The organism is Marinicella sediminis, from assembly GCF_002000055.1.
Classification (GTDB): domain Bacteria; phylum Pseudomonadota; class Gammaproteobacteria; order Xanthomonadales; family Marinicellaceae; genus Marinicella; species Marinicella sediminis.
Map to the genome: position 1 here is coordinate 130,921 of NZ_MVBD01000003.1, position 22,233 is coordinate 153,153.

Genomic DNA, 22,233 nt, shown 5'->3' on the forward strand with positions numbered 1-22,233 from the left:
TGGTTATCCGATCGCATGGCGATGGGCAGCTGAATAGTGGCCGGTGACCTGGTGTTCGAGTTGGCGTTCGATGTCGCCCAGCAAACTGGAGGCCCCGAAACGAAACAATTCCGGCTCCAGCCAGTCGTTACCAAGTTCTTCTTTCATCATTGATAAATACACCAGTGCCTCTTTGGCTTTGCTGATGCCACCGGCGGGTTTATAACCCACCTTGAAACCCGTGCGCTCATGGTATTCACGAATTTGCCGGATCATGGTCAGTGATACCGGCAGGGTGGCATTGACGGCTTCTTTACCGGTCGATGTTTTGATGAAATCAGCGCCAGCCATCATGCACACCATAGATGCTTTGGCGACGTTCCTTAAAGTGGAAATTTCACCCGTAGACAAGATGGTTTTCATGTGTGCCTCACCACAGGCTTCGCGGTAGGCTTTGACTTCGTCATACAGGGCTTGCCAGTTCTCCGCGAACACGTGCTTGCGGGTGATGACGATGTCGATTTCATCGGCACCGGCTTTGACCGATTCTTTGATTTCTTCGATCTTCAGATGCATGGGTGTCAGGCCTGCGGGGAACCCGGTAGAGACCGCTGCCAAATGGATGTCGGTGCCTTTCAGGCAGCTGGCAGCGGTGCTCAGCATGTCATGGTAAACACAAATCGCTCCGGTGGTCAGTTTGAGGTCAGCAATGGCCAGGGCTTCAACCAAATCATGGCGCAAAGGGTTTTTCGCTTTGGCGCACAATCGCTTGACCCGCTGTTCAGTGTCATCACCGGCCAGAGTGGTCAGATCGATCAGGGTGATGGCTTTGAGCAACCAGGCCACCTGGTTTTGTTTTTTGACACTGCGTCGGGTTCCTAAAGTGGCTGCGCGCCGTTCTGTGGCACTCTTGTTGACCTGAATGGACTCGATCCAGTCCAGATTCAGGCCCATGCCTGGATTACGTTCAATATTCATGCCGGTCATTTTACAACAAAAGCCTGATCAGGTGATTGACAATGCCTGAAGTGGGTTGATTTGACAGTTGTGTTGATGATCTCAAAGAGGCGGTGTTGTGCTAAGATGACAGCCTGATACCCAACCACAATGGATTGAATGATGAAGGATTTATTATTTTCAGTGTTTATCGTATTCGTGCTGTTCAAAGCCTGGGAGCACTTCTCTGAACCAAACCATGTATTGGAGAAAAACCAACATGGCTTCACCGAGGTGGTGATGCCAAATGGTGCCAGAGACGGTGTGGTCTATATACTGGCGCCAAAAAACTGCCCCAAAGAGGCTGGCAAACGCGCCGATGCCCTGGAGTTGGCACTCAGAAGTCAGGGTGTGGCAGTGGTCAGAAGCAGTTCTGGTTCACTGAACATCAATGAGCCTTCACCAGAACAAATGATAAAAATGGACAACGCCCTTGCCATCATGAATGACACCATTCCGGCGGTTTTTGTCAATGGCATGGGCAGTTCAAATCCACAGGCCAGTGAAGTGTTTGCTCAGTGGCGTGGGTTTTGATCCATCATTGACCATTGTCTGCAGGTATCATAAATTCATATTGATCACTCAATACCGTCATGTGCTGGCGTTTCTGTGATGGCATGGCTTGCTAAATCAGTGAAACAGTGATCACTTTGTGTATCAACCAGAGAAATCCTTCAACAGTTGTTTAAATATTGATTACAATCATTGTTTTGTGTTTATCCTGTTTGTATGAAACACCAACAAGAGATACATTTTTCTGCATCCAAAGACCAGGTCAGAATTGCATATTCAGTAACCGGAACCGGCCCGGTGCTGGTCAAAGCAGCCAACTGGTTAAGCCACATTGAATATGACTGGAATAGTCCGGTATGGCAACACTGGCTGAATGACTTGTCGGACCATACCACACTGATTCGTTATGATGAACGGGGTTGTGGTTTGTCAGATCGTGATGTCTGTGACTTGTCGTTCGAAAGCTGGGTGGATGACCTGGAAACCGTGGTCGATGCGGTTGGGGTGGACCGTTTTCCATTGTTGGGGGTATCGCAGGGTGGTGCGGTGGCCATCGCCTATGCCGTTCGGCATCCTGAACGGGTGAGTCATCTGATTTTGTATGGCGCCTATGGCAGGGGGCGTTTGGTGAGGGACCCATCGCCGCAGTCCCATGAAGAAGCCGATACCATGCGCAGCCTGATCAAGCTGGGTTGGGGCCGCGAACACGATGCCTTTCGCCAGGTGTTTTCCAGTCAGTTCATGCCCGGTGGCACGCTGGAACAGCTGCGGGCTTTCAATGAATTGCAAAGGATTTCCTGTTCAGCCGAAAGTGCCGCGCGTTTTCTTGATGAATTCAACCAAATCGATGTCATGGACCTGGCCGCCAAAGTCCAGTGTCCAACCCTGGTGATGCATGCCCGAGGAGACCTCAGGGTGGCTTTTGATGAGGGGCGCTTGCTGGCAGCGCAGATTCCCGGCGCCCGTTTTGTGCCACTGGAATCGGATAATCATGTGTTGCTGAATGAACCCATGTGGGAGGTGTTTATGCAGCGGCTGTTGCCGTTCATTAATGAGCCGTCAGCTGAGGCGCCACAGCCGCTGATGCTGGCATACCTCACTCCGCGGGAAACTGAAGTGCTTGAGTACATCGCCCGAGGGCTGGATAATGCCAGCATTTCAGCCCATCTGGGTTTGCAGGAAAAGACCGTCAGAAACCACATCACTCACATTTTTGATAAGCTGGCTGTTGAAAGCCGGGCCCAGGCCATTGTCATGGCCCGTGATGCAGGAATGGGCAAATCGCCCAAGTCGTAACAGAGATGATCTTGGGGTATGGCTGCCACTGATCGAAACTGATCGAAAAAATGGTCAGCATTTCCTGCTTCCTGCGAGCCCATTCAACAGCGCTTTTCCGTCTTCTGGGACCAGTGTCCCGGGTCATGCTCAATATTTCTGTCAACACCTCACAAATCATGGATTGGTCTGGGGCCAGGGCCTCAAGACACCTGCATAAGGAACTGATTAAATACCGGGTATGAAAAGGGTCTTATGGCACGCTGTTGCCCAATGTGGCGTTTCTCCGGCTGAGGTTGAGCTGAGAGTCAATCCTGCATCAAATGATGACCCGTTGCCATGTAATGAATCAAGCGGAGAGAAATTATGAACACAAAACACACCATATGGTGTCTGCAGGCCCTGACTTATCAGGCTGATGCAGCAGACATTAACTGGGTCGAAGACATGTCAGGTGATTGGTTTAACAATACCAATTGGGTACAGGATCAGGTTCCTCTGCCTGGCGACCGGGTCTTGTTCACAGACAGTCAGATCTTCGACCCGCCCCTGGAAGTCAACATAGATAACGCAGGTTTGGGAGTGGTACAGTTCAATGACAGTCTGTTATTGAATGACAAGATTGTGTTTGTTGATGCCAGTGCCGGCGGACAGCCTGAAGATGTGGATGATGGTTTATTTTTTGATGTCATCCAGGCCAATGGAGGGGGAGGGGTTGAAGTGGTATTCAATGTTCCTGTCACAGCCAACCTGATGAGTTCCATTCGTCATGGTGCGGTCTTCAATCAACCTTTTTCCATTGATGTCATTGAAGCCATCAGTAAACATCAGGATAAATGGCAACTTAATGCTCCGGGAATCACCCCCATAAAACGCCTGTTCATCGATGAAGACCGGGGTCCGGATGGTGACACCATCGATGGTTTTTTTCAGATCAATGCGGACCAGACCATCAATGACCTGGAGTTAGTCTGGGGCAGTTTACAAGTGGGTCCGGATGTGACACTGACCATTGGGCACCTGATTTATCATGTTTTTACTGAGCAACCGGATAACAACAACCTGTCACCAATCATCATTGGTGAAAACAGCCGGATCCAGGTCGAAAAGCTTTCCCTCATCGATGTGTTGAGTGGTGATGTGATCACTACAGAGAATGGCACGTTGGGCAGTGCTGACAATCCGGATGTGGACATCAACTCGCCGATCGTCGAAGGGGCTGGCATCATTGTGGTCTGCGGACCCTCCATTTTTGCCAACAATTTTGATCAAAGTCCCGAAACCTGCGGCAACTGATTCCTCACAACGGGCCAGGGAAGGCCAGTTTTTTTTATTTAAGAGGGATGATTTTCTGTTGGTTGATGACAGCAAAATATCTACTATTGGCGGGCTTCAGCCTCCACTTCTTCCAGAAACGCCGGTTTGATGCCGGTCAGTTCCCAGGTGCCCAGCGCGATGGGGATGCCACCGATGGCATTAAGTTCATCAAAGAATGATTTGAGGGTGAATTCGTGGCCCTGTGCTTCATCCTCTTTGGCTTTTTGTGCCATGGCCCGTTCCAACAGTGCTTTGCCAGTCACATAACTGGTACCATAGCCAGGCTGTCTGAGGTACAGGTGCTGTTCGAAAATCAGCAGTTCTTTTTCCGTTTTCATCCAGCCCCGGGGCGTCCAGTTCATGTGGATGTTGCCGGCTTCTTCCATGGTCATGTCGTTGGCGTGGGCATACAGTGAACCCAGCCCCCTGGCTGCACGTTGGGCCAGCATGATCCAAACAATTTCTTTGGCCCGCGGGTTGTGGTCATAAAGCCCGGCATGCAGAAAAGTTTCTTCTACAGCTGTGGCGGTGCCTTCGTTGCGGCTGTCGAAGATGTTGTAGAGCAGGGCTTTTTGCCTGATCAGTCGTGGATTGGGATCATTCACCATGATCGCCAACTCAAACCAATGGTAAAAATGAGCGTAAAGCGGGGTTGGGTCCAGGTGTGAACCGATGTAGAAAAAATGCCGGGTTTCTGCCGGTACAAATTGGCCCAGGTGCCGGTACAGGGCCGGTTTGAAATAATCCTTGTAAGTGAGGATGTCTTCGTCTTTCAGCCAATTGAGAAAGTAATCGGCTGAGCGTTTGGCAAGGGCATCGTATTCAGCTGCATTGGCTGCTGATGGCAGTTGTGGCAGCTTGCGGTTGCGGTGTTCTTCCAGTTTCAGTGATGCCCAGGCGCGGTCCAGCTCGCGTTGCAGCAGGCGCACTTCATCCTGCCAGCTCATGGGTACCAGATGGACATGCTTTTGGTACCAGCTGTACTGTGTTTTACCCAGTCCGGACGGTCCGGTTTTGCCGGCCGCTTGTTGTTCCAGCCAAACGATGAAATCTGCAGTGGATTCAATGGCCTGTTGCAGCGTATTGATCAGCGCCGGGTTGTTGGAGGTCTGGATGACTGCTGTTAATCCGGTGAGTACTTGATGCTGGGTTCTGAGATCGCGGATACCTGCCACCCACAATTCCCTGGCATTGCCGGTGAGGTTCTTCCTGGCCTGTTGTTGCAGTGGTGGGATGCGTGAAAGGTCTGTGTTCAGGCGATGTTGTTCGGCTTCGCTCAAGGGGAAGTCATAGGTCCACAGCTCGGTGACAAAATGCGGGGTGGGGCCTTCATGTGCTGGCACATCACTTTGGTAGGTCCATACCTGTTTGTAAAAGGCCGGATCGCGGGCCCAGGGTTTGAGCACATTGTGATTAAAGTCAAAACCATTCAGTTCAGCCAACACCACAAACCAGTCCACTTGTTCCGGTACCGACCAGCCATTGCGGTCCATGGCCAGCAGCCGCCGTTTGAAAGCCGCCCACTGGGGTTCTCTTAGAGCGAACGTGGTTGCCCGGTAATCAGGGGCCCCCTCATGCAGTGGGGGCGTTTCAAATGTCCGCCATTCCTCGAACAACTGCTCAAGCTCATGAAAGTCAGTTGAAGCGTTGGCGATGATGGAACAACCAAGAACGGAGATCAGTAAGAATGGTTTGAACATGTGTTGGCCTGGGTGGTAAAACTGTTTATCATACATGAGTACTTGCACGGATGAATAAAAAATGGCCAACCAAACAATCATGGGTCAGATCAAGCACTGGGGCATTTGAATGAATACATGTGATAGACAACAGTCAACAGATCAAGCCGATCTTCGGCCAGAACAATTTAATCATGATCGTTCCCGGATCATGTATATGGAAGATAAATCATCCGGTATTGAAGGGTCCGCCCGCATCGGTCGGGTGTTTTTTTCAAAATCAGGGAAAACCCTGTATTACCGGGATCTGGTTTTCAGAAGTCTGAAAGGTGCCGGATTCAAAAGCAATTATTTCGAAGTAACCACCGGAGATGAATTCTGGATATCAGGCCCCAGGAAAGATCAACAAGACCGATTGTATGGCGGAAATCGCCATGTTGAAGTGGATGAAGATGTGCAGGCTGAATACCTGCAACACATCAACACCTGACCACCAATAGGAGCAAAGCCGTGCAGGTAGAAGACATTAAAATATTTATGCCGAGTAAAGATTATGCGGTTTCACAACTTTTTTATCAGGAAATTGGTTTTGTCGCCGATCCGGTGAATGATCACCTGACCCTGTTCTCCAATGGTGAATGTCAGTTTTTTCTGCAACGCTTCTATGATCGCTCACTGGCGGAAAATCTGATGCTGCAAATATGCGTCACTGATATTCAGGCTGCCCACCTGTTGTGTGAACGCACGGAACACAAACAAAAGATCTCCGCCATCACTGATGAACCCTGGGGTCAGGTGTTTTATCTGTGGGGGCCCAGTGGTGAGTTGTTGCATATGACGCAACTGAAGTCAGGTCAATAGTCGACCGATTAATTTCAGGACATTGAAACCTGATTAACTGGTTGTGATTTTTTGTTTGCTGAAGGCTGTGGTGCTTCGGCAGTCAAACATTGATAATCATTGAGCCTGAACCGTTGCCGGCTGAAGATGAAATGCACCATCGATTCCGGTGACAGGCTGGTGACGATGCCGGTCATGTTCTTTTTGTAGAAGGCTGAACAGCCGCCGGTTTGCCAGACGGTCTTTTGCAGGTTGCGCTTCAGTTGATCCATGTAGGCCTGCTGACGTTCTGGTTTGGGCATGATTGCGCTGATGTCAGGCTGTTTTTTCACCGCGCAGATGGCTTTGACGATGTAACTGGTCATGGTTTGCATGTAGCTGATCTGTGAGCTGTGGCCGGTGCCGGTGTTGGGGCCATTGACTTTGAAGTAGTTTGGAAAGCCCTCTGCCATCAGGCCTTTGTAGGTCACCATGTCCTCTTGCCATTCGCTGTTTAGGTGTCTGTTTTGTTGGCCGAACACATCAAAGGTCAGTAGTTTTTCCGGGTGTGAATAGGCATAAAAACCGGTGGCATAAACAATGATGTCCAGTGGCACCTGTTCACCGGGATGGGTTTCAATGCCGGTGGCAGTGATGCGCTTGATGCCACTGATATCGACCTTGACGTTGTCCCTGCCCAAAGCGGGCAGGTAGGTGTTGGTGGGGATCACCCGGCGGCAACCCAGCTCATAATCCGGCATCATGTGTGCCCGCAGAGTCGGATCGGCAATGTGTTTTTCCAGGTTTTTGCGCAACGTTCTGGTGTAGAATTTTTTGATGAAGCGGCTGATGCCCTGGGTCCATTTGAAGCGTTTAAAGGCCACAAATCGAACTTCATGGTAAGCAAAAATGATGAAACGATTCAGTTGCCGGATTACCGGCAGCATCATCAGTCGCTGTTCCAGCTTTGAATAGGTGCGGTCTGAACGGGGGATGACCCATTGGGCTTTGCCCATGAACAGGTTCAGTTGTTTGACTTGCGAGGCAATGGCCGGAACAATCTGTGCTGCCGAACAGCCCGAACCGATCACCCCCACCCGTTTGCCGTTCAATGACTGATTATGGTCCCACTGACCAGAGTGGAATTGGGCACCGGTGAAATCAGTGGCTCCCTCAATCTGTGGTGTATGAGGATTGGCCAGCACGCCACTGGTGTCAATCACAAAACGGGCCACATAGCGATCCCCGGAGGCTGTGTCGACCAACCATTGTTGTTGGTTCTCTTCCCAGTTCAGACAGGTCACTGTGCGGTTGGTTTGGGTTTTTTCTTTGAGTTGGTGAAATTCAATGATGTGGTTGGTGTAATCCAGCAGTTCACTTTGCGGCGCATACCGTTTGGAGAAGGGGTAGGGTACATTTGACAACGAATACAGCCCTGTGGGGATGTCCACTTCGGCACCCGGGTAACTGTTATCGCGCCAGGTGCCTCCCATCTCTGCGGAGCGTTCCAACATGACGAAGTCCTCCAGGCCTTTTTTCCTGAGCCGAATGGCCGCCATTAAACCGGAAAAGCCGGTGCCGATGATCAGGGTTTCAAAAGTTTGTGGTTTCTGTGATTGATGAGGGACATTGGCTTGATTCATGGGAAATTCCTGAACAGGTTTTTGCTGTGGATGTGCTGGTTTGAGCGTCTGAACGGACAGAATCAGTCGAAAATAATTTAATTAATTTGCCAAAATCACGATGTAAACCCAAGTGGTGGGGTTTTTTCAAAATTGTGATGCAGCGCAGAAAAATGATGGGCGTGTGGTTGGTATCATGATCCCACAATAAGAAAAAACAAAAAGAGGGTAGTTATGAAAGCCAACACGTCGATTGAGGCATCAGGAGACTTGGGTGAACTCATTGAACTGGCCGATCAGGCCGAGACCATTGATCACCAGCAAATCAGTCACCTGACCAAACTGATTCTGAGCATCAGACCAGAAGAAGTGGATGAGCAGATGCAGGCCAAACTGGCAGGTATCATGCACAAAGTCAAAGCTCAATATGCGTGAGAGCGCTGATGTTCAGCTCGAGCAGCCAACCCGGTTGGTAGCGCAAAGTTAAATCAGAGGGTCGTGCGCTTTATAAAATAACATGATCGCCGTGGCCGCTTTCACTGTTGGCAGTAACAACAGTGAGTGAAGTCCCAGGATCATACTTGAGTATCGCAAAAAAGGGCCGGCCTTTCAAATCCGGCCCTTTTTTGTGTCTGTCTGTTGTTTTACACCATCTCCAATGACTGGATTTCAGGTCTTTGTACTTTGTTGTAAGCTGCTTGAGTTCCGGGATTCAACCGACGGGTAAATGCGGTATAAATACCAGGTCACCAGGCCCGGAGCAACGATGGTTTGCAGGGCAAAGAACAACAGTGTGACCCACTCACTTGAATAGGCAGTCTCACCATGAGGAATCAACAATTGGTGACCAATTGGTCCTGCTGAAAAAACCATCGCCGTGACCATGTTCCAGCCAAGATGAAGCCCCACTGGAGCATACAGTGACTTGGTTTTTGCAAATGCATAAGCAAACATCCAGCCCCCGGCACCGGTGACCAAAAAAATGTAAATCAGCAGGATTAACCGGGAGCCAAACAGCTCATAACTGAACCAGTGGTAAATACCAAATGCGACCGAGCTGAGCAAGCAGGCCCGGATGATGCCCAGGTACCTGATCAGCAAGAGTAACAGACAGCCCCGAAACACCAGTTCTTCGAATAAAACGGCGTTGAAAACCCACAATGAACCACCCAGAAATTTCATCAGTCCATAATCAGGATTGAGCTGATAGCTGATGGTTTTGAAGTGTGCCTGCCAGGTGAAATTGATCACCGCGATCATTGCCATGAACAGCAGTCCGAACAAGAGTTCTTTGAGCCTTTGTTTGCTTGGGCTCAGCCCCAGCGCGTTCAGTGATTCACCGGTGAGCCAACGCAGCAATGCCCATGAAATCAGGACCGTGACCACCGCTCCCAACATCAGGCTAACCTGATGTCGGTGTTCAACTGATGCAGTGCTGCTTGCTGGCCGATGATTGATATCATTGCGTTACTTTATCACATGGTCTGGTTTGTCCGAAAAGGTCATATGTCATGGTGTGTCATGCTTAAAGTAACTCCTGACTGCCATTGTCCAGTAAACGGTAAAATCGCTGATCACTGATTAATAAACCCTCTGAGCTGCGCAGCGGAAAGCTGAAGTAGTAGTCCATGGGGTGTTTGACGTCTATGGCGTAGACTTTGCCATCGTATGAATCTGTGACCTCAGAGTGCAGGGTGTGCCCGACCACCACCGCATCGGCCTGAAATGCGGCCAGGCCTTGTTCCACCTCAGCCTGTGTCAGTTCATCCTTGAAATAGCCCCGGTACCAGGCAGGACCGGTTTTGGATGAGGTGATGAAATCATGAGTCCCCGGATTTCTGCGGGTGAAATGGGGGATGCGGTATTGATCCCGAATGACCTGATTAATCTGAACCAGGTTGAGCCCGTAATCAGCGACTTCAGGATGAATGCCACCGTGGGTGAACAGCACGCCATTGATCCGTTCCATGCTGTTTTTGCTGGCCAGCCAGCGACCAATGAATGAGTCATTGTCATACAGCTGTTGCTGGCTTTTGCCCAACATGGCTGCGATGTAATGGTATTTTTCACTGGCTGATTGAAAATTGGCTTGCAGGTTTTTGATCTCGTGATTACCGATGATGTAATGCACCTGACCGCCTGATTTTGTGGCTTGTTGTTCCAGGTGGTAAATCAGCCACAATACTTGTGTCACCGAATCACCGCGGTCAACAAAATCCCCAACCAGTACCAGATGACCTTGATCAAATATCCAGTCCAATTGTTCATTGATAACCTGATGGGTGATGAGAAAATCCCTGAAGGTTTTGAAATTGCCCTCGATGTCAGAGATGGCCAGGATTGGCTGATCATCCTCATAACTGACTGGTGGAGTTACAATGTTGGGGTTTATGTTGATCTCAAAGGACTGATCTTCCAGGGGGAAATACACCGGCAGGTTGAATGACTCATCGACGCCATATATGTGGCGCTCGGAATGATAGCCCAGTTCACGATTGCCCCGCAGAATGTGGGCTTGCCATTGGTTATCAGCATAAAAAAGGTGAGGCCCTTCACCATCAAGTTTGTAAGCCAGCGGGTCTTTGTTGAGGTGGGCATCGGCACCGATGTAAATGCCAAAAACGATCAGCAGTGACAACAGGATAAAAAAAGTGATGAAAAAATGTTTCAGGTTATGCAGGATCAAGCGTCCCATAAAGACCTCCGGTTATTGGTTGGGTGAAATGACCCCTCGCTCAGGGGGCAGAATTAATCAGGTTGAGTTTGGCTTTCAGTTCATGCCATTTTTGAGTGCGGCGAGTACCTTGCGGGTCAGAAGTAAAACCAGGGTACAGCCAATCAGGGCCAGAGGTACCAGCCACCAGCCAAGTACTTCCCGTGACATGGGAAAATTGGCGTCAGTAAAGGTGATCACCACGGTATTGCCCTGTGCCGCTGTCCACAACCCGATGTCTTGTGGAAAGAACAGTTTGATCAATCCCAGAACCCCCAGCATGGCGGCGATCAGGTAGCCAAAAACGGCCATCGAAAACCACAGTCCTTTGGTGACCCCCCGGGTTATTTTTTTTATGGCGTTGAATCCTTTGGGTGGTGGTGTCCCGGTGAGTATATGATCAACGTATTGACTGGCTAAGTCTCTGGGTGGGCCGAAACCAGACAGGATTTGTTTGATATCTACGGGTTGCCCTGCCGCTTCGCGGGCATCGACCGCATCCAGGATGTGACTTTCAATTTCTTTGATGACTTCTCCGGCATCGGCTTTATCCAGCCGCGACAGGTATTTATTCAGTGATGACAGGTAATTGCGTATGTGTGTTCTGACAGACATGTTGACCTCATTCTTCAAACAGTGGATCCGGACCCGGATGGTCCAGCAGGTATTCAATATCGGCGACCGACTGGCGCCAGCGATCAGTGAGTGCCGCCAGTTTGATTTGGCCCTCGTCGGTGAGCTGAAAGTATTTGCGGGGTCTGGAGTCGCCTTCCTGATACCATTCAGCGGCAATCAGTCCTTCACGTTTCAGGCGGTCCAGTAAGGGATAAAGGGTGCCTTCGCTGAGTTGCATGGTGGGCAGTTGCTGCAGGCTTTTGAGCAGCTCCAGCCCATAGGCCTGGCGACCATTCAGACTGGCCAGTACCACCAGTTCAAGGCTGCCTTTGCGTAACTGGCTGTCCCATTTTTCATGCTTGATTGTGTCTTTAATCATGCAAAACCCCATAATATGCAATATAGGGGTAATAATATAAAACAATATACTATGTAATGCAAGGTATACGGTATAAAAAAGTATCTTTCTAAGCAGTCTTGGGGTTTTGCTGATTGATTAAAAAGTGAATATTTTACGTATGTTTTTGTCAGTCAATGGCTTGTTCAGGGGTTAAAGGTATGAACACCAAGAGGAAAAACCATGCGATACCTGATTATGTTGTTGGCCATACTGATGATGAACACCCGGATTCAGGCGGCCACATTTACCGTGAACACCACGGCCGATGCCGATGTCTGTGATGCCGTGACCTGCACCCTGCGCGGTGCCATCAATGCCGCTCTGGCCGTAGGCGGGGCCGATGTCATTGAATTTGATATTCCGGCCGATGCCCTGAATGAGAATTATTTTTCCGGTGGCAGCGGCCAAACGGCTTTTCAATACTGGTCGATCCAGCCAACCTCCGAATTACCAGCCTTGCTTGACATCACCATTGATGGCACCAGTGCCGGCTCATCGGTGGCCGGCAACCCAACCATAGTGCTGGATGGCAGCCTGGCTGGTGATATAAACCCCGGTGCCTGGGACACCCTGGATGGCCTGACCTTGCTGGAAAACAGTGAAGTCACCGGACTGGCCATCATCAATTGGTTCAATGCCGGGATCCGGATGGGTTATCTGGATACAGATGACCCTGCTGGATTCAATAACACCGTCACCGCCTCATGGCTTGGATTGAATGTGCCTTACGGGCAAGCCAGTGCACCCAATAAATACGGCATCACGATCTCCACCAATGATGGCAGCAACAACATCATTGGTGGCAACATGGATACCGCAGGTAATGTCATTTCAGGAAATTTACAGTACGGTGTGCAGTTCGAGTATTGGATATCCGGTGGCGCGGTTGCCTTGTTGGGGAACAAAATTGGCACAGATCCCAGTGGCTTAATTGCGGTGCCCAATGATGTGACTGGTGTCACCATCTGGAGCCAAGCACAGGCCAACATAATCATCGGTTTTGATTTCCCTGGGTTAGGAAACTTAATTTCCGGTAACAACCTCACAGGTGTCCTTGTGGTGCCAACTGATGAAGAAAACCTCATCAGTATCTCAGGAAATCTGATAGGCACAGACATCACCGGCATGTCAGCCTTGCCTAACCGTGAAGGTGTGGTACTTTCTTACGGTCGTCAGATGACCGTTGAAGGAAACGTGATTTCCGGTAACTCTGGTGTTGGGCTGACGGTTTCAACCTCTTCTCCGAGTCCGTTGAGAAGGGTGCAAGTCATCAGCAACCTGATCGGTGTGGCCGCTGATGGTCAAACACCCCTGCCAAATCTGGGTGGTGGGGTATATTCCTCAGGCATTGCCATCGATACAGTTATAGGCAAGCCAGGTGAGGGCAATGTCATTGCTTATAACCAGTGTGGTCCCAATTGGGGGTGTGGGATTGCGGTCAGTGGATTCACCAATAATGTCATTGAAATACGTCACAACAGCATTTACAACAATGAAAATGAGGGTATTGATCTGGAATCCGATCGATTCACCCCAAATGATGCCGGTGATTTTGATTCCGGAGCCAACCGCCTGCAGAATTTCCCGGACATCAACAGTGCGCAACATGATCCGGATGGTAACCGCATCAACCTGAATTTCTGGGTGGATTCGCACAACGGGGCGAGTGATTACCCGATCACTCTGGATGTTTATGCAGCAGACAGTGACGGTCAGGAAGGCCAGACCTGGCTAGCCAGCACCACCTTTACCGAGTCTCAATACCTGGCCGGTAACCCCATCACCCGCACCATGACAGCGGCTGCAGCTGTGGCAGAGAATGATGTGATTGTGGTCACTGCCACCGAGGGTGGTGGCCGGACCTCTGAATTTTCACCGGGTTTTGTGCTCGCAGGTCAGCCGGATTTTTCCATCGCCTGTCCCAACACCCGCATCACCACCAGCCCTTCACTGAGTTGCACAGTGGGTTGTGAAGCCGAAGCGGTCAATGGCTGGGCTGATGAAGTGGGACTCAGTTGCACCCACCCGGACAGCAGCTGTCTGTTTGTACCCAGTGATGAAATTACCTGGACCCAGGCAGTGATGCCATTCGATGTGGACATCATGCACACTGCCGCGACACCAGGCGTCTACCTCAATGAAGTGGTGGGCAGCTTTGATGCCCAGGGTGGCACCATCACCCGTCAGGAAGTGATCACCATCGAACAACTGACCGATGAGGATTACTTGTTTGTGGACGGTTTTGATGGGGTGATTTGTCAGTGAGTTAATCCTGGATGAATCATACCCATTCATTACATTCTTGTGGGTGATCTTTGGTGAATGTAAAAAAACAGTTGACTTTAATGATTACAAGTGTAAACATAAGACCTGGTTTACAACTGTAATCGGAAACAATGGAACATACCATCAGCCAGGCAGAACTCGTTATCATGAAGATGTTGTGGGCACAGTCGCCTTTGTCGGCGGTGCAAATCAATGAGCAGATCAGGGACCAGAACTGGCGCATGGCGACGGTAAAAACATTGATCAACCGATTGTTAAAAAAAGGATTTATCAGTTATGAACAGCAGGGACGCACTTATTATTATCAACCTGTCATTGAAAAGTCTGCTTATCTGGAAGCACAAAATGAATCATTTCTGAATGATTTATATGATGGCAGGTTGAGTGATATGCTGGCGGCATTTACCCAACAGGAGCGGTTGTCCAGCAAAGAAATCGAGGAATTGAAAAACATCATCGATGACATGGAGCATTCATCATGATGCCCTCGTCTTTGGCTGTGCTGGAGTGGCTCATCATCAGTGGCTTGTTGATTTGTGGTTTGCTGGTGTTGCTCAGAGGCGTTCGCCACTGGCTGATCACCCGGCAGCAAAGCCGATGCGTTGTGCTCAATTTGTGGTGGTCGATTCCGGCTGGAATGTGTTTAATGCTGTGCAGTGCCCAATTGATCAGTCAGCAGTTGATTGAAGCTCCTTTGACCTTGAATGTGTCGCTGGACATGACTGATCAGTCAGCAGGTGGACACTCACTCAACTGGCCTTGGTTAATCTTCAGTTTGTGGTTCCTCATTGCCGGGGTGAAAACCATTCGGCTGGTGGTTGGCTACCGGCGATTAACTGGCCGGATCCGGCGGCACTCAGTGCGCATGGCGCCTGGGATTTATCAATGCTCACTGGCCATAACACCCATGGCCATGGGTTTGTTCAGACCGGTTGTGGTGTTGCCTGAACATCTGGCGGATACCTTGAACCAACAACAATGGCAACTGGTGCTGTTACACGAGCAAATTCACTGTGACCGGTATGACCCTGCCTGGCGGTTGTTGATGGCGGTATTGAGTGCCTGGTATTGGTTCCTGCCGATCAGGACCCTGATGGGATCTGCATTGATTGAAGACCAGGAATATGCCTGTGATGAACTGGTCGTACAAAAAACAAATGACAAGGCAGGGTATGCCAAATTGCTGCTCGGCTTAAGTCACTTGTCAGACACCAACCATTCCGGTCTGGTGTGTTCTTCTTCATTTAATTTAAAGGACAGAATTATGAAACTAAACGTAACCAACCAAGCACATATTCACTGGCCCATGATCGGCACGTTCATTCTGCTGGTACTCTTGACAGGCTCAGTGCCGGCATTGGCTGATATCAGGAGCCAGGGTCATGATGCGCTTAAGCTGGTGCCGGTGCACACCGTGGCACCCAAATATCCACTCAAAGCTTACCAACAAAAGCTCACCGGTGAAGTGGTGGTCAGCTTCATGGTCAATCAGCAAGGGCAGGTGGAGGATGTTGAAGTTGTTGAATCTACACAGGGAGCTGTGTTCAACCAGGCAGCCATCGCTGCAGTCAGTCAATGGACATTTGAACCCATCAATCAAGCCAAAAAGGCCCAACAAACTTTGAAATTTAATCTGGATTAATTGGGCGTATCATTCGATAAAGCACATGCCAGCTTGATATCAGGTTGGCATGTTTCATGATGAACGGCTGAATTTTTGAATCAGGTCTTGCTGATCAGGATATGCCGCAATCAAAGCACTGGATTCAGCCAGTTCAAAATCAGCAAACTCAAACCCAGGAGCCACAGTGCAGCCAACCAGGGCAAAGCCGTCAGGGTCATCCACGGTGGCAGCAAACCAATCACCGGCATGGACCACCGCCTGAAAAGATTGTCCTTGTGCCGGATCATTGCCCAGCTTGATGGTTTGGTATTCACCAGCAGCAGTGATCACATGAATGGTTAAACCGCTGCCCTGGTAAAAATGCCAAAGTTCATCCTGTTTGATGCGGTGAAATGCGGAGAAGTCGGGTGCTTCCAACAGGTAATATATGGCAGTGGAAAAACAATGAGCTTGGCTGAATCGTTCAGGTAAGTTGTCAGCCCGAATGATGTCCTGACAGCGATATGTTTCTCTGAAGTACCCACCTTCCGGATGGGCTTCCAGTCGCAGCTGTTCAATCCAGCCTTTGGCGTTCATGATGGATTCTTGAATGCTTCAAACCCAGCTGTGATGAATGGCACCAGACGTTCATGAACAGCATCAAGGTTTTTGGCGTGGCACAATCCACCTGACAGGTTGCTGATGCGCTCTGTGCCTGAGAATGTTAAAGTCAGAGCCCCTGATAAAAAATGATAACACCAATACAGGTCTTCGGCCTGACTGCCCGGCATGGTGGCTTGGATGGCCGCAATGAACTTTTTTGCCAATGGGTCAAAGTATTGGGTCATGATCACCCCTCCCAGTTCAGGGTGGTTATTGATTTGGGCAATGATGGCAAAATAACTTTTCCAACCCTCGCCGCCTTTGTTGGAGCGATTGAGCAGGGCGTGGGTAAAGGCATCAATGATTTCATGCAATGGGGCAGGATTGGGTTTGGCACGGCGGATACAATCATCCAGCATTTGAATGCGTTCGCGGTTCAGGATCTCGGCCCGGCGCAGCATCACGGCGTTAAAAATGTCTTGTTTTTTACCAAAATGATAACTGGCCAATGCCGGATCCACGCCGGCTTCAGTGGTGATCTGGCGGATGGATACGCCATAAAAACCACGAATGGCGAACAATTTTTCTGCTGCGTCAAGAATCAGGTCTTTGGTGCTTTTAGTTTTATCCATCTTATGTGATCAGAGGTCATTCAATCCGTTGGTCATTCTATCATGTCTGGTATTGAGGGTTGAATGAAATAAATTAAACAGTTGTTGAAATAATTTATTTATGTAATGTATTATTTCAAATGGACATTTAATTATATATGGGGACACCTTAATGAAATCGAATAAATTATGCGCTGCCATGCGTCGCTCCTGGCTGCTGTCAGTGCTGGGTATCAGCGTGGTACCTGTGGCATTGGCGCAAGCAGAAAATGAGGAAGACACACTGGCCTTGGATGACGTCAAAGTGACGGCCAGAAAAACCGTTGAATCAGTACAGGATGTGCCCATCGCGGTGACCTCTTTCAGTCGTGAAGACCTGCAGGACGCTCAGGCTGATAACCTTGACTCACTCAATGGAGCTGTGCCCAATATGAACCTTGTTCAGGGCAGGGGTTCAGCCAGCAGTGCCAATATTTACATCCGTGGGATTGGCCAGCCGGATGCTTTGCAAACGTTTGATCCTGGTGTCGGGGTTTATGTGGATGGGGTTTACCTGTCCAGAATTCAGGGGGCTCTGATGAGTTTGCATGATGTGGAACGCATCGAAGTGCTCCGGGGACCGCAGGGAACCTTGTATGGAAAAAACACCATCGGTGGGGCGGTCAATGTGGTGACCCGCAGACCTGACGGGGAATCTGCCGGAGAAGTGCAGTTGCTGGCAGGAGATTATGGCAAACTGGCGACCAATTTTTATTACAAAGGGGCCATTACTGACCGCACCAGTGCCAGTGTCTCTGCGTTGTATCGCATGGACAATGGCTTCGTCACCGATCGTGTGACCGGACAACATTACAATGACCGTGACAATACATCAGTGAGGTTCCTGTTGCATTCAGACATCAATGACCGCTTGTCCTGGGACTTTTCACTGGACTATACAGACCAGGAAAATGCCCTGACGCTGGGACGGCAGGAAGCACCATTGATTGCCCTGGATTTTGCTGACCTCACATCACCGGTTTTGCTGGGATTGCCACCCACAGGTGAATATGATTTTCGCGGCCGCAGCTCATTCAGCAACGATGAAAACCAGGAACTCAAACACCTGGGTGCAAGTTTTACCATTGATTACATCATCAATGATCATTGGCAATTCAAATCCATCACCGCTCACCGCGATCTGGAGTCTGATTCTTTCATTGACATTGATGCCTCGGCATTTGAACTGGGTGATGTGTTTGTTGGTGTGGATCAGCAGCAATTCAGCCAGGAATTCCAATGGTTGTTTGATAACGGTGAAGGATTCAATGCCGTGATTGGCGCATATTATCTGCAGGAAGATGTGCCTTCTCATCAGGAAGCCTATGCTGATGATTTTTTACGCTTTGATGGCATCCCATTGGATTTCCTCAGGACGATTGATGATGATTTAGAAACCACCAGTTATGCACTGTTTGCACAAGGTAACTGGCAGCTCAATGACGTTTGGGGAGTGACCGCTGGTATTCGTTACAGCAAAGACGACAAAGATTATGCACGCACCACCTCCACGTTCTCTCAGTTGGGACCATTTCTGGAAGGCACATTTGCCTTTGCAGATTCGGACAGTTGGGACAGTGTCACCCCAATGGTGTCAGTGGATTATCAGTTGAGTGATGACAGCATGTTGTATGCCAGTGTGGCCAAAGGCTTCAAGTCTGGTGGCTTCAATGGCCGGGCCAATGGCGCTGCGGATGTCAGTTCATTCAAACCGGAGACCGTCTGGACCTATGAAATCGGTGGTAAATCGCAGTTTCTGGATAACCGCATGCGCTTGAATTATGCCGTTTTCACTTCGGATTATGAAGATTTTCAGGCCCGGGTTGCAGAAGACATTTCCAGCTTTCCCGTGATCAACGCCGCAGAACTTGATATTTCTGGTGCGGAATTGGAGTTGACTTGGCTATTGAGTGCATCCACATCGGTTTATTCATCGCTGGGTTACCTGAATTCGGATTACAAAAAATTCTTTGATTTCAGACAACCTGATCAGGACCGTTCAGATGACATTCCGCCTTTTTCACCTGAGTGGACGTTCCGCATCGGTATGAACCATGTGTTTTACCTGGACAGCGGTGCCATGATACGCTTTGGTGTGAATGGGAACTACACCGATGATATGCACCTGTCAGTAGATAATCAGGCTGTGCTGACTCAGGATGATTACTGGGTGTTTAATGCCTATGCGGTTTATGATTTTGCCAACCCTGCCTGGTCATTGTCCATTGGCGGGAAAAACCTGACTGATGAAGTGTATAAGGTCGATGCCCAGGAGTTTTCCAGTGTGGGCAACATCCAGACAGCCTACTATGGTGATCCACGTACCTGGTATGCGGCATTGAATTATCGTTTTTAAGCAATGATTGTCCTCCTCTGAGTTATAGAGGATTGGTTTCACGTCACCGCATGCCTGGTGACGTGGGCCCTTTTTAGAGATATACATGAGATTGATTTTATTGTTGCCGCTGGTGTTGCTTGGAGCGTGTGCTCAACAGCAGAGAACCGTCGATAAGCCGTCGCCTGTGATCCTCAAGTCAGTGTATTATTCTGGCGTTGAAGACGATTTGCTGACGGCCGGTCTTGGTTTGTCCGGTTTGCGCGGCTTACCGCCAAAAACAGATGTAACACCCACGGCACAGCAGCTGCGCCGACTGAGCTACTACCAACAGTTCAGGGCTCTGAATGATGTCAGTGAGGCAGGCGGATATGGACGGTTATTTGGCATTCATGATCAACAAGCAGCGATTGCCGGCTGGGAGTACTGGACACAACGAACGGTTGCCGATGGTGCTCATCATACCGTGGTATTACAAATTCCGGATGACTTTAATGGTGAGCAGGCCTGTTTGGTGGTGGCGCCGTCAAGTGGATCACGGAATGTATTTGGGGCAGTCGGTACAAGTGGAGCCTGGGCTCTGATCAAGGGTTGTGCTGTGGCTTATACAGACAAAGGCACAGGCACCGAAGTGGCGCTCAAAGATGGCAGACAATACCGCATAGATGGGGTGATTGCAGATCAAACTGATGCCATGGCGGCAGCCACTTCATTGCCATCTGGTACAGCGCTGCAAATCATCCAGAAACATGCCTATTCACAAGCTCATCCGGAACAGCATTGGGGGCATTTTGTACTGGATGCTGCGCAGTTTGGCTTGCAGGTGATTTCCATGAAGCATCAGTTTAAACGTGATCAGGTCAAGGTCATGGCGGCCAGTGTCTCCAATGGGGGAGGAGCGGTATTGCGGGCGGCTGAAATGGATCAGTATGGCCTGCTTGATGCGGTAATTGCTGCAGAACCTCAGGTGAACATGCGACATGCATTCAACTGGCAGGGACTAACCGGCAGCCGGGCAATCAATGCCAGGCCACTGTTGGAGTTGTCCATGCAGCTGGCTTTGCTGGAACCGTGCGCCGCACTGGACAAAGAACTGGATCAGGCGCCATTTAAATTCAACACCGCGCTGATCATCCCGGGCTTGCAACAACGTTGTCAGATGCTGGCTGATGCCGGGATCATTCAGGGTGAGCAAACCGCAATCCAGGCCAGCCAGGCTCTGCAAATGATCAAAAAACTGGGTATTGAACCGAGCGCATTGCAATTGGCTCAGATCAATACCCTGGCCAATATGTGGGCCGCCATCAATCACACCTACACCAACAGTTACCTCAGACAATCTCCGGCAGATAACCTGTGTCATTCAGCGATGAGTGCCTTCGATAATCAGGGACAGCCCAGGTCAATGAGCGAGACAGAACTGCGGACCATGTTTGCTTTGTCCAATGGCATCGCGCCTGGCAATGGCATTGAACTGGCCATCACCAATGATGACCAGCAGGTCACCGGTCGCTTAAGTGCATCGCCTGGGTACGGTTTTCAGGTCCAGCATTGTTTCAGTCAATTGCTCAATTCACAGCAGCTGCAACAGTCAGTCAAAACCGTCATTGCCCAACCAGAGCGCAACCAACTGCCCACTTTGTTGTTGCATGGGCAGGACGATGGCACAGTGGCAGTGGGTCATTCTAGCCGGGCTTACTACCACCGTAATCAACAAGCCATCGGAGCTAACCCATTGATGCGGTATTACGAAATTGAGCGGGTACAACATTTTGATGCGTTTTTGGCATACCCTGGCTTTGTAGAGCGTTTCCTGCCAATGCATCCATATTTTGAACAGGCCCTGGATATGATGCACCATCACCTGATGGCTGAAGGGCCGTTGTTACCCAGCCAATTGGTGCAGAGCGAACAGCGGGGCTTAAGCGATGGCAATGTGCCGCCATTGAGCAGGCAGCATATACCGCCCATTACCAATACCCCAAAGCATCCTTTGGTGGTGAAGAAAAACCGTCTGGAGGTTCATCAACCATGAATAAACAACATGTATTCATCACCGGAGCCAGCAGCGGCATTGGTCTGGGCATTGCCCGTTTACTCGGTCAGCAGTATGAGGTGACCATTTCTGATTGTGCCAAAGCACCTTTGATGGCTGCCCAGGCAGAGTTGGCCAACGAAGGGCTTGCCGTTAAGACACAGTTATTTGATGTTTGTGATGCAGGACACCTTGCTGACTTGCGGGTTCTGGCAGATGAGGGTGGCGTTGATGTATTGATCAACAATGCCGGGATACAGCATGTCCAGGCCATCGAGGATTTTCCTCCGGAAAAATTTCAGCAATTGATTGATGTGATGCTGGTGGGTCCGGCGATGACCACCCGGGCGGTTTTACCGGCCATGAAAAAAAGAAATTTTGGGCGCATCATTAATGTCGGATCGGTTCACTCCCTGGTGGCTTCTGCCTATAAAAGCGCTTATGTTTCGGCCAAACACGGCCTGTTGGGTCTGGCCAAAACTGTGGCCTTGGAGGTGGCCTCATCTGACATCACGATCAATACCGTTTGTCCGGGGTATGTGGACACTGATATGGTGCGCAATCAAATCAAACAACAAGCCGAAGTACATGGTATTCCTGAAACCGAAGTGGTGGAGAAAATCATGCTGAAAAACATGCCCAAAAAACAGTTTGTCAGCATCGAGGAACTGGCTGGTACGGTGGCTTTTCTGATCGGTCCTTATGCCAGAAGCATCACCGCTCAGGCGATTACCCTGGATGGTGGCTGGACGGCTCAATAGTCTGGGGTCTTGTGGTGCAGTCCTCAGGGTTT

Annotated in this window: 21 protein-coding genes; 12 read left to right on the top strand and 9 right to left on the bottom strand. The window is 49.8% G+C overall.

The features are described 5' to 3' along the window. Window positions 1–3: 3 nt before the first annotated feature. Complete coding sequence (gene deoC, locus B0475_RS05375; protein ID WP_198538134.1) at window positions 4–957, bottom strand: deoxyribose-phosphate aldolase; 954 nt, start codon at window positions 955–957, stop codon at window positions 4–6. 138 nt (window positions 958–1,095) lie between these two features. On the opposite strand from deoC, the gene B0475_RS05380 reads away from it, so the two are divergent. The 3 genes from B0475_RS05380 to B0475_RS05390 all read left to right on the top strand — a co-directional run bounded on the left by B0475_RS05380 (window position 1,096) and on the right by B0475_RS05390 (window position 4,059). Next, window positions 1,096–1,509 carry a hypothetical protein gene (locus B0475_RS05380; RefSeq protein WP_157892727.1) on the top strand — a complete coding sequence of 138 codons (414 nt, stop codon included), beginning with the start codon at window positions 1,096–1,098 and terminating at the stop codon, window positions 1,507–1,509. Between the two features lie 195 nt (window positions 1,510–1,704). Next, window positions 1,705–2,784, top strand: coding sequence for an alpha/beta fold hydrolase (locus B0475_RS05385; protein WP_077410742.1), 1,080 nt, complete (start codon window positions 1,705–1,707; stop codon window positions 2,782–2,784). 345 nt (window positions 2,785–3,129) lie between these two features. Continuing rightward, on the top strand, window positions 3,130–4,059 hold the full coding sequence (locus B0475_RS05390) for a hypothetical protein (protein ID WP_077410743.1): 930 nt from the start codon (window positions 3,130–3,132) through the stop codon (window positions 4,057–4,059). A gap of 83 nt (window positions 4,060–4,142) precedes the next feature. On the opposite strand, the gene B0475_RS05395 is transcribed toward B0475_RS05390, so the two are convergent. Continuing rightward, entirely contained in the window at window positions 4,143–5,816 is a 1,674-nt protein-coding gene (locus B0475_RS05395) for a hypothetical protein (protein WP_198538135.1), read from the bottom strand. A gap of 160 nt (window positions 5,817–5,976) precedes the next feature. Between B0475_RS05395 and B0475_RS05400 the strand changes: the two genes are divergently transcribed. Next, window positions 5,977–6,249 carry a 1-deoxy-D-xylulose-5-phosphate synthase gene (locus tag B0475_RS05400; protein WP_232781844.1) on the top strand — a complete coding sequence of 91 codons (273 nt, stop codon included), beginning with the start codon at window positions 5,977–5,979 and terminating at the stop codon, window positions 6,247–6,249. A 20-nt stretch (window positions 6,250–6,269) separates the two neighbouring features. Continuing rightward, window positions 6,270–6,620: a VOC family protein gene (locus tag B0475_RS05405; RefSeq protein ID WP_077410745.1), complete on the top strand. Its 351-nt coding sequence runs from the start codon at window positions 6,270–6,272 to the stop codon at window positions 6,618–6,620. A gap of 14 nt (window positions 6,621–6,634) precedes the next feature. Here B0475_RS05405 and B0475_RS05410 read toward each other — a convergent pair whose 3' ends face one another. Continuing rightward, window positions 6,635–8,221: a flavin-containing monooxygenase gene (locus B0475_RS05410; protein ID WP_077410746.1), complete on the bottom strand. Its 1,587-nt coding sequence runs from the start codon at window positions 8,219–8,221 to the stop codon at window positions 6,635–6,637. A gap of 213 nt (window positions 8,222–8,434) precedes the next feature. Between B0475_RS05410 and B0475_RS05415 the strand changes: the two genes are divergently transcribed. Then, window positions 8,435–8,635: a hypothetical protein gene (locus B0475_RS05415; RefSeq protein ID WP_077410747.1), complete on the top strand. Its 201-nt coding sequence runs from the start codon at window positions 8,435–8,437 to the stop codon at window positions 8,633–8,635. A gap of 234 nt (window positions 8,636–8,869) precedes the next feature. On the opposite strand, the gene B0475_RS05420 is transcribed toward B0475_RS05415, so the two are convergent. The 4 genes from B0475_RS05420 to B0475_RS05435 all read right to left on the bottom strand — a co-directional run bounded on the left by B0475_RS05420 (window position 8,870) and on the right by B0475_RS05435 (window position 11,907). After that, complete coding sequence (locus B0475_RS05420; RefSeq protein WP_077410748.1) at window positions 8,870–9,598, bottom strand: CPBP family intramembrane glutamic endopeptidase; 729 nt, start codon at window positions 9,596–9,598, stop codon at window positions 8,870–8,872. 127 nt (window positions 9,599–9,725) lie between these two features. Beyond that, window positions 9,726–10,895 carry a metallophosphoesterase gene (locus tag B0475_RS05425; protein WP_077410749.1) on the bottom strand — a complete coding sequence of 390 codons (1,170 nt, stop codon included), beginning with the start codon at window positions 10,893–10,895 and terminating at the stop codon, window positions 9,726–9,728. 75 nt (window positions 10,896–10,970) lie between these two features. Next, window positions 10,971–11,528: an HAAS signaling domain-containing protein gene (locus B0475_RS05430; protein WP_077410750.1), complete on the bottom strand. Its 558-nt coding sequence runs from the start codon at window positions 11,526–11,528 to the stop codon at window positions 10,971–10,973. A 7-nt stretch (window positions 11,529–11,535) separates the two neighbouring features. Further along, window positions 11,536–11,907, bottom strand: coding sequence for a PadR family transcriptional regulator (locus B0475_RS05435; protein ID WP_198538136.1), 372 nt, complete (start codon window positions 11,905–11,907; stop codon window positions 11,536–11,538). A 201-nt stretch (window positions 11,908–12,108) separates the two neighbouring features. Between B0475_RS05435 and B0475_RS05440 the strand changes: the two genes are divergently transcribed. The 3 genes from B0475_RS05440 to B0475_RS05450 all read left to right on the top strand — a co-directional run bounded on the left by B0475_RS05440 (window position 12,109) and on the right by B0475_RS05450 (window position 15,856). Next, window positions 12,109–14,193 carry a CSLREA domain-containing protein gene (locus B0475_RS05440; protein ID WP_109862349.1) on the top strand — a complete coding sequence of 695 codons (2,085 nt, stop codon included), beginning with the start codon at window positions 12,109–12,111 and terminating at the stop codon, window positions 14,191–14,193. Window positions 14,194–14,324: 131 nt separating this feature from the next. Continuing rightward, complete coding sequence (locus B0475_RS05445; RefSeq protein ID WP_077410753.1) at window positions 14,325–14,696, top strand: BlaI/MecI/CopY family transcriptional regulator; 372 nt, start codon at window positions 14,325–14,327, stop codon at window positions 14,694–14,696. Beyond that, on the top strand, window positions 14,693–15,856 hold the full coding sequence (locus tag B0475_RS05450) for a M56 family metallopeptidase (RefSeq protein WP_077410754.1): 1,164 nt from the start codon (window positions 14,693–14,695) through the stop codon (window positions 15,854–15,856). The genes B0475_RS05445 and B0475_RS05450 overlap by 4 nt, the downstream gene beginning before the upstream one ends. Window positions 15,857–15,910: 54 nt before the next feature. Here B0475_RS05450 and B0475_RS05455 read toward each other — a convergent pair whose 3' ends face one another. Both B0475_RS05455 and B0475_RS05460 read right to left on the bottom strand, forming a co-directional pair. After that, window positions 15,911–16,414, bottom strand: coding sequence for a cupin domain-containing protein (locus B0475_RS05455; protein WP_198538137.1), 504 nt, complete (start codon window positions 16,412–16,414; stop codon window positions 15,911–15,913). Further along, entirely contained in the window at window positions 16,411–17,052 is a 642-nt protein-coding gene (locus B0475_RS05460; RefSeq protein WP_077410756.1) for a TetR/AcrR family transcriptional regulator, read from the bottom strand. The genes B0475_RS05455 and B0475_RS05460 overlap by 4 nt, the downstream gene beginning before the upstream one ends. 151 nt (window positions 17,053–17,203) lie before the next feature. Between B0475_RS05460 and B0475_RS05465 the strand changes: the two genes are divergently transcribed. The 3 genes from B0475_RS05465 (at window position 17,204) to B0475_RS05475 (ending at window position 22,201) form a co-directional block, all read left to right on the top strand. After that, window positions 17,204–19,426 carry a TonB-dependent receptor gene (locus tag B0475_RS05465; protein WP_198538138.1) on the top strand — a complete coding sequence of 741 codons (2,223 nt, stop codon included), beginning with the start codon at window positions 17,204–17,206 and terminating at the stop codon, window positions 19,424–19,426. Window positions 19,427–19,511: 85 nt separating this feature from the next. After that, on the top strand, window positions 19,512–21,440 hold the full coding sequence (locus B0475_RS05470) for a 3-hydroxybutyrate oligomer hydrolase family protein (RefSeq protein WP_077410758.1): 1,929 nt from the start codon (window positions 19,512–19,514) through the stop codon (window positions 21,438–21,440). Next, on the top strand, window positions 21,437–22,201 hold the full coding sequence (locus B0475_RS05475) for a 3-hydroxybutyrate dehydrogenase (protein ID WP_077410759.1): 765 nt from the start codon (window positions 21,437–21,439) through the stop codon (window positions 22,199–22,201). Before B0475_RS05470 ends, B0475_RS05475 begins: the two co-directional genes overlap by 4 nt. The last annotated feature ends 32 nt before the right edge of the window (window positions 22,202–22,233 follow it).

Bases quoted from the DNA above. Each gene is read 5' to 3' on its own strand.
- B0475_RS05415 (WP_077410747.1), top strand. From the start codon at position 8,435: ATGAAAGCCAACACGTCGATTGAGGCATCAGGAGACTTGGGTGAACTC.
- B0475_RS05380 (WP_157892727.1), top strand. From the start codon at position 1,096: ATGATGAAGGATTTATTATTTTCAGTGTTTATCGTATTCGTGCTGTTC.
- B0475_RS05460 (WP_077410756.1), bottom strand. From the start codon at position 17,052: ATGGATAAAACTAAAAGCACCAAAGACCTGATTCTTGACGCAGCAGAA.
- B0475_RS05455 (WP_198538137.1), bottom strand. From the start codon at position 16,414: ATGAACGCCAAAGGCTGGATTGAACAGCTGCGACTGGAAGCCCATCCG.
- B0475_RS05445 (WP_077410753.1), top strand. From the start codon at position 14,325: ATGGAACATACCATCAGCCAGGCAGAACTCGTTATCATGAAGATGTTG.
- B0475_RS05390 (WP_077410743.1), top strand. From the start codon at position 3,130: ATGAACACAAAACACACCATATGGTGTCTGCAGGCCCTGACTTATCAG.
- B0475_RS05420 (WP_077410748.1), bottom strand. From the start codon at position 9,598: ATGTTGGGAGCGGTGGTCACGGTCCTGATTTCATGGGCATTGCTGCGT.
- B0475_RS05430 (WP_077410750.1), bottom strand. From the start codon at position 11,528: ATGTCTGTCAGAACACACATACGCAATTACCTGTCATCACTGAATAAA.
- B0475_RS05425 (WP_077410749.1), bottom strand. From the start codon at position 10,895: ATGGGACGCTTGATCCTGCATAACCTGAAACATTTTTTCATCACTTTT.
- B0475_RS05435 (WP_198538136.1), bottom strand. From the start codon at position 11,907: ATGATTAAAGACACAATCAAGCATGAAAAATGGGACAGCCAGTTACGC.
- B0475_RS05465 (WP_198538138.1), top strand. From the start codon at position 17,204: ATGAAATCGAATAAATTATGCGCTGCCATGCGTCGCTCCTGGCTGCTG.
- B0475_RS05385 (WP_077410742.1), top strand. From the start codon at position 1,705: ATGAAACACCAACAAGAGATACATTTTTCTGCATCCAAAGACCAGGTC.
- B0475_RS05410 (WP_077410746.1), bottom strand. From the start codon at position 8,221: ATGAATCAAGCCAATGTCCCTCATCAATCACAGAAACCACAAACTTTT.
- B0475_RS05400 (WP_232781844.1), top strand. From the start codon at position 5,977: ATGGAAGATAAATCATCCGGTATTGAAGGGTCCGCCCGCATCGGTCGG.
- B0475_RS05450 (WP_077410754.1), top strand. From the start codon at position 14,693: ATGATGCCCTCGTCTTTGGCTGTGCTGGAGTGGCTCATCATCAGTGGC.
- B0475_RS05395 (WP_198538135.1), bottom strand. From the start codon at position 5,816: ATGTATGATAAACAGTTTTACCACCCAGGCCAACACATGTTCAAACCA.
- B0475_RS05470 (WP_077410758.1), top strand. From the start codon at position 19,512: ATGAGATTGATTTTATTGTTGCCGCTGGTGTTGCTTGGAGCGTGTGCT.
- deoC (WP_198538134.1), bottom strand. From the start codon at position 957: ATGAATATTGAACGTAATCCAGGCATGGGCCTGAATCTGGACTGGATC.
- B0475_RS05475 (WP_077410759.1), top strand. From the start codon at position 21,437: ATGAATAAACAACATGTATTCATCACCGGAGCCAGCAGCGGCATTGGT.
- B0475_RS05440 (WP_109862349.1), top strand. From the start codon at position 12,109: ATGCGATACCTGATTATGTTGTTGGCCATACTGATGATGAACACCCGG.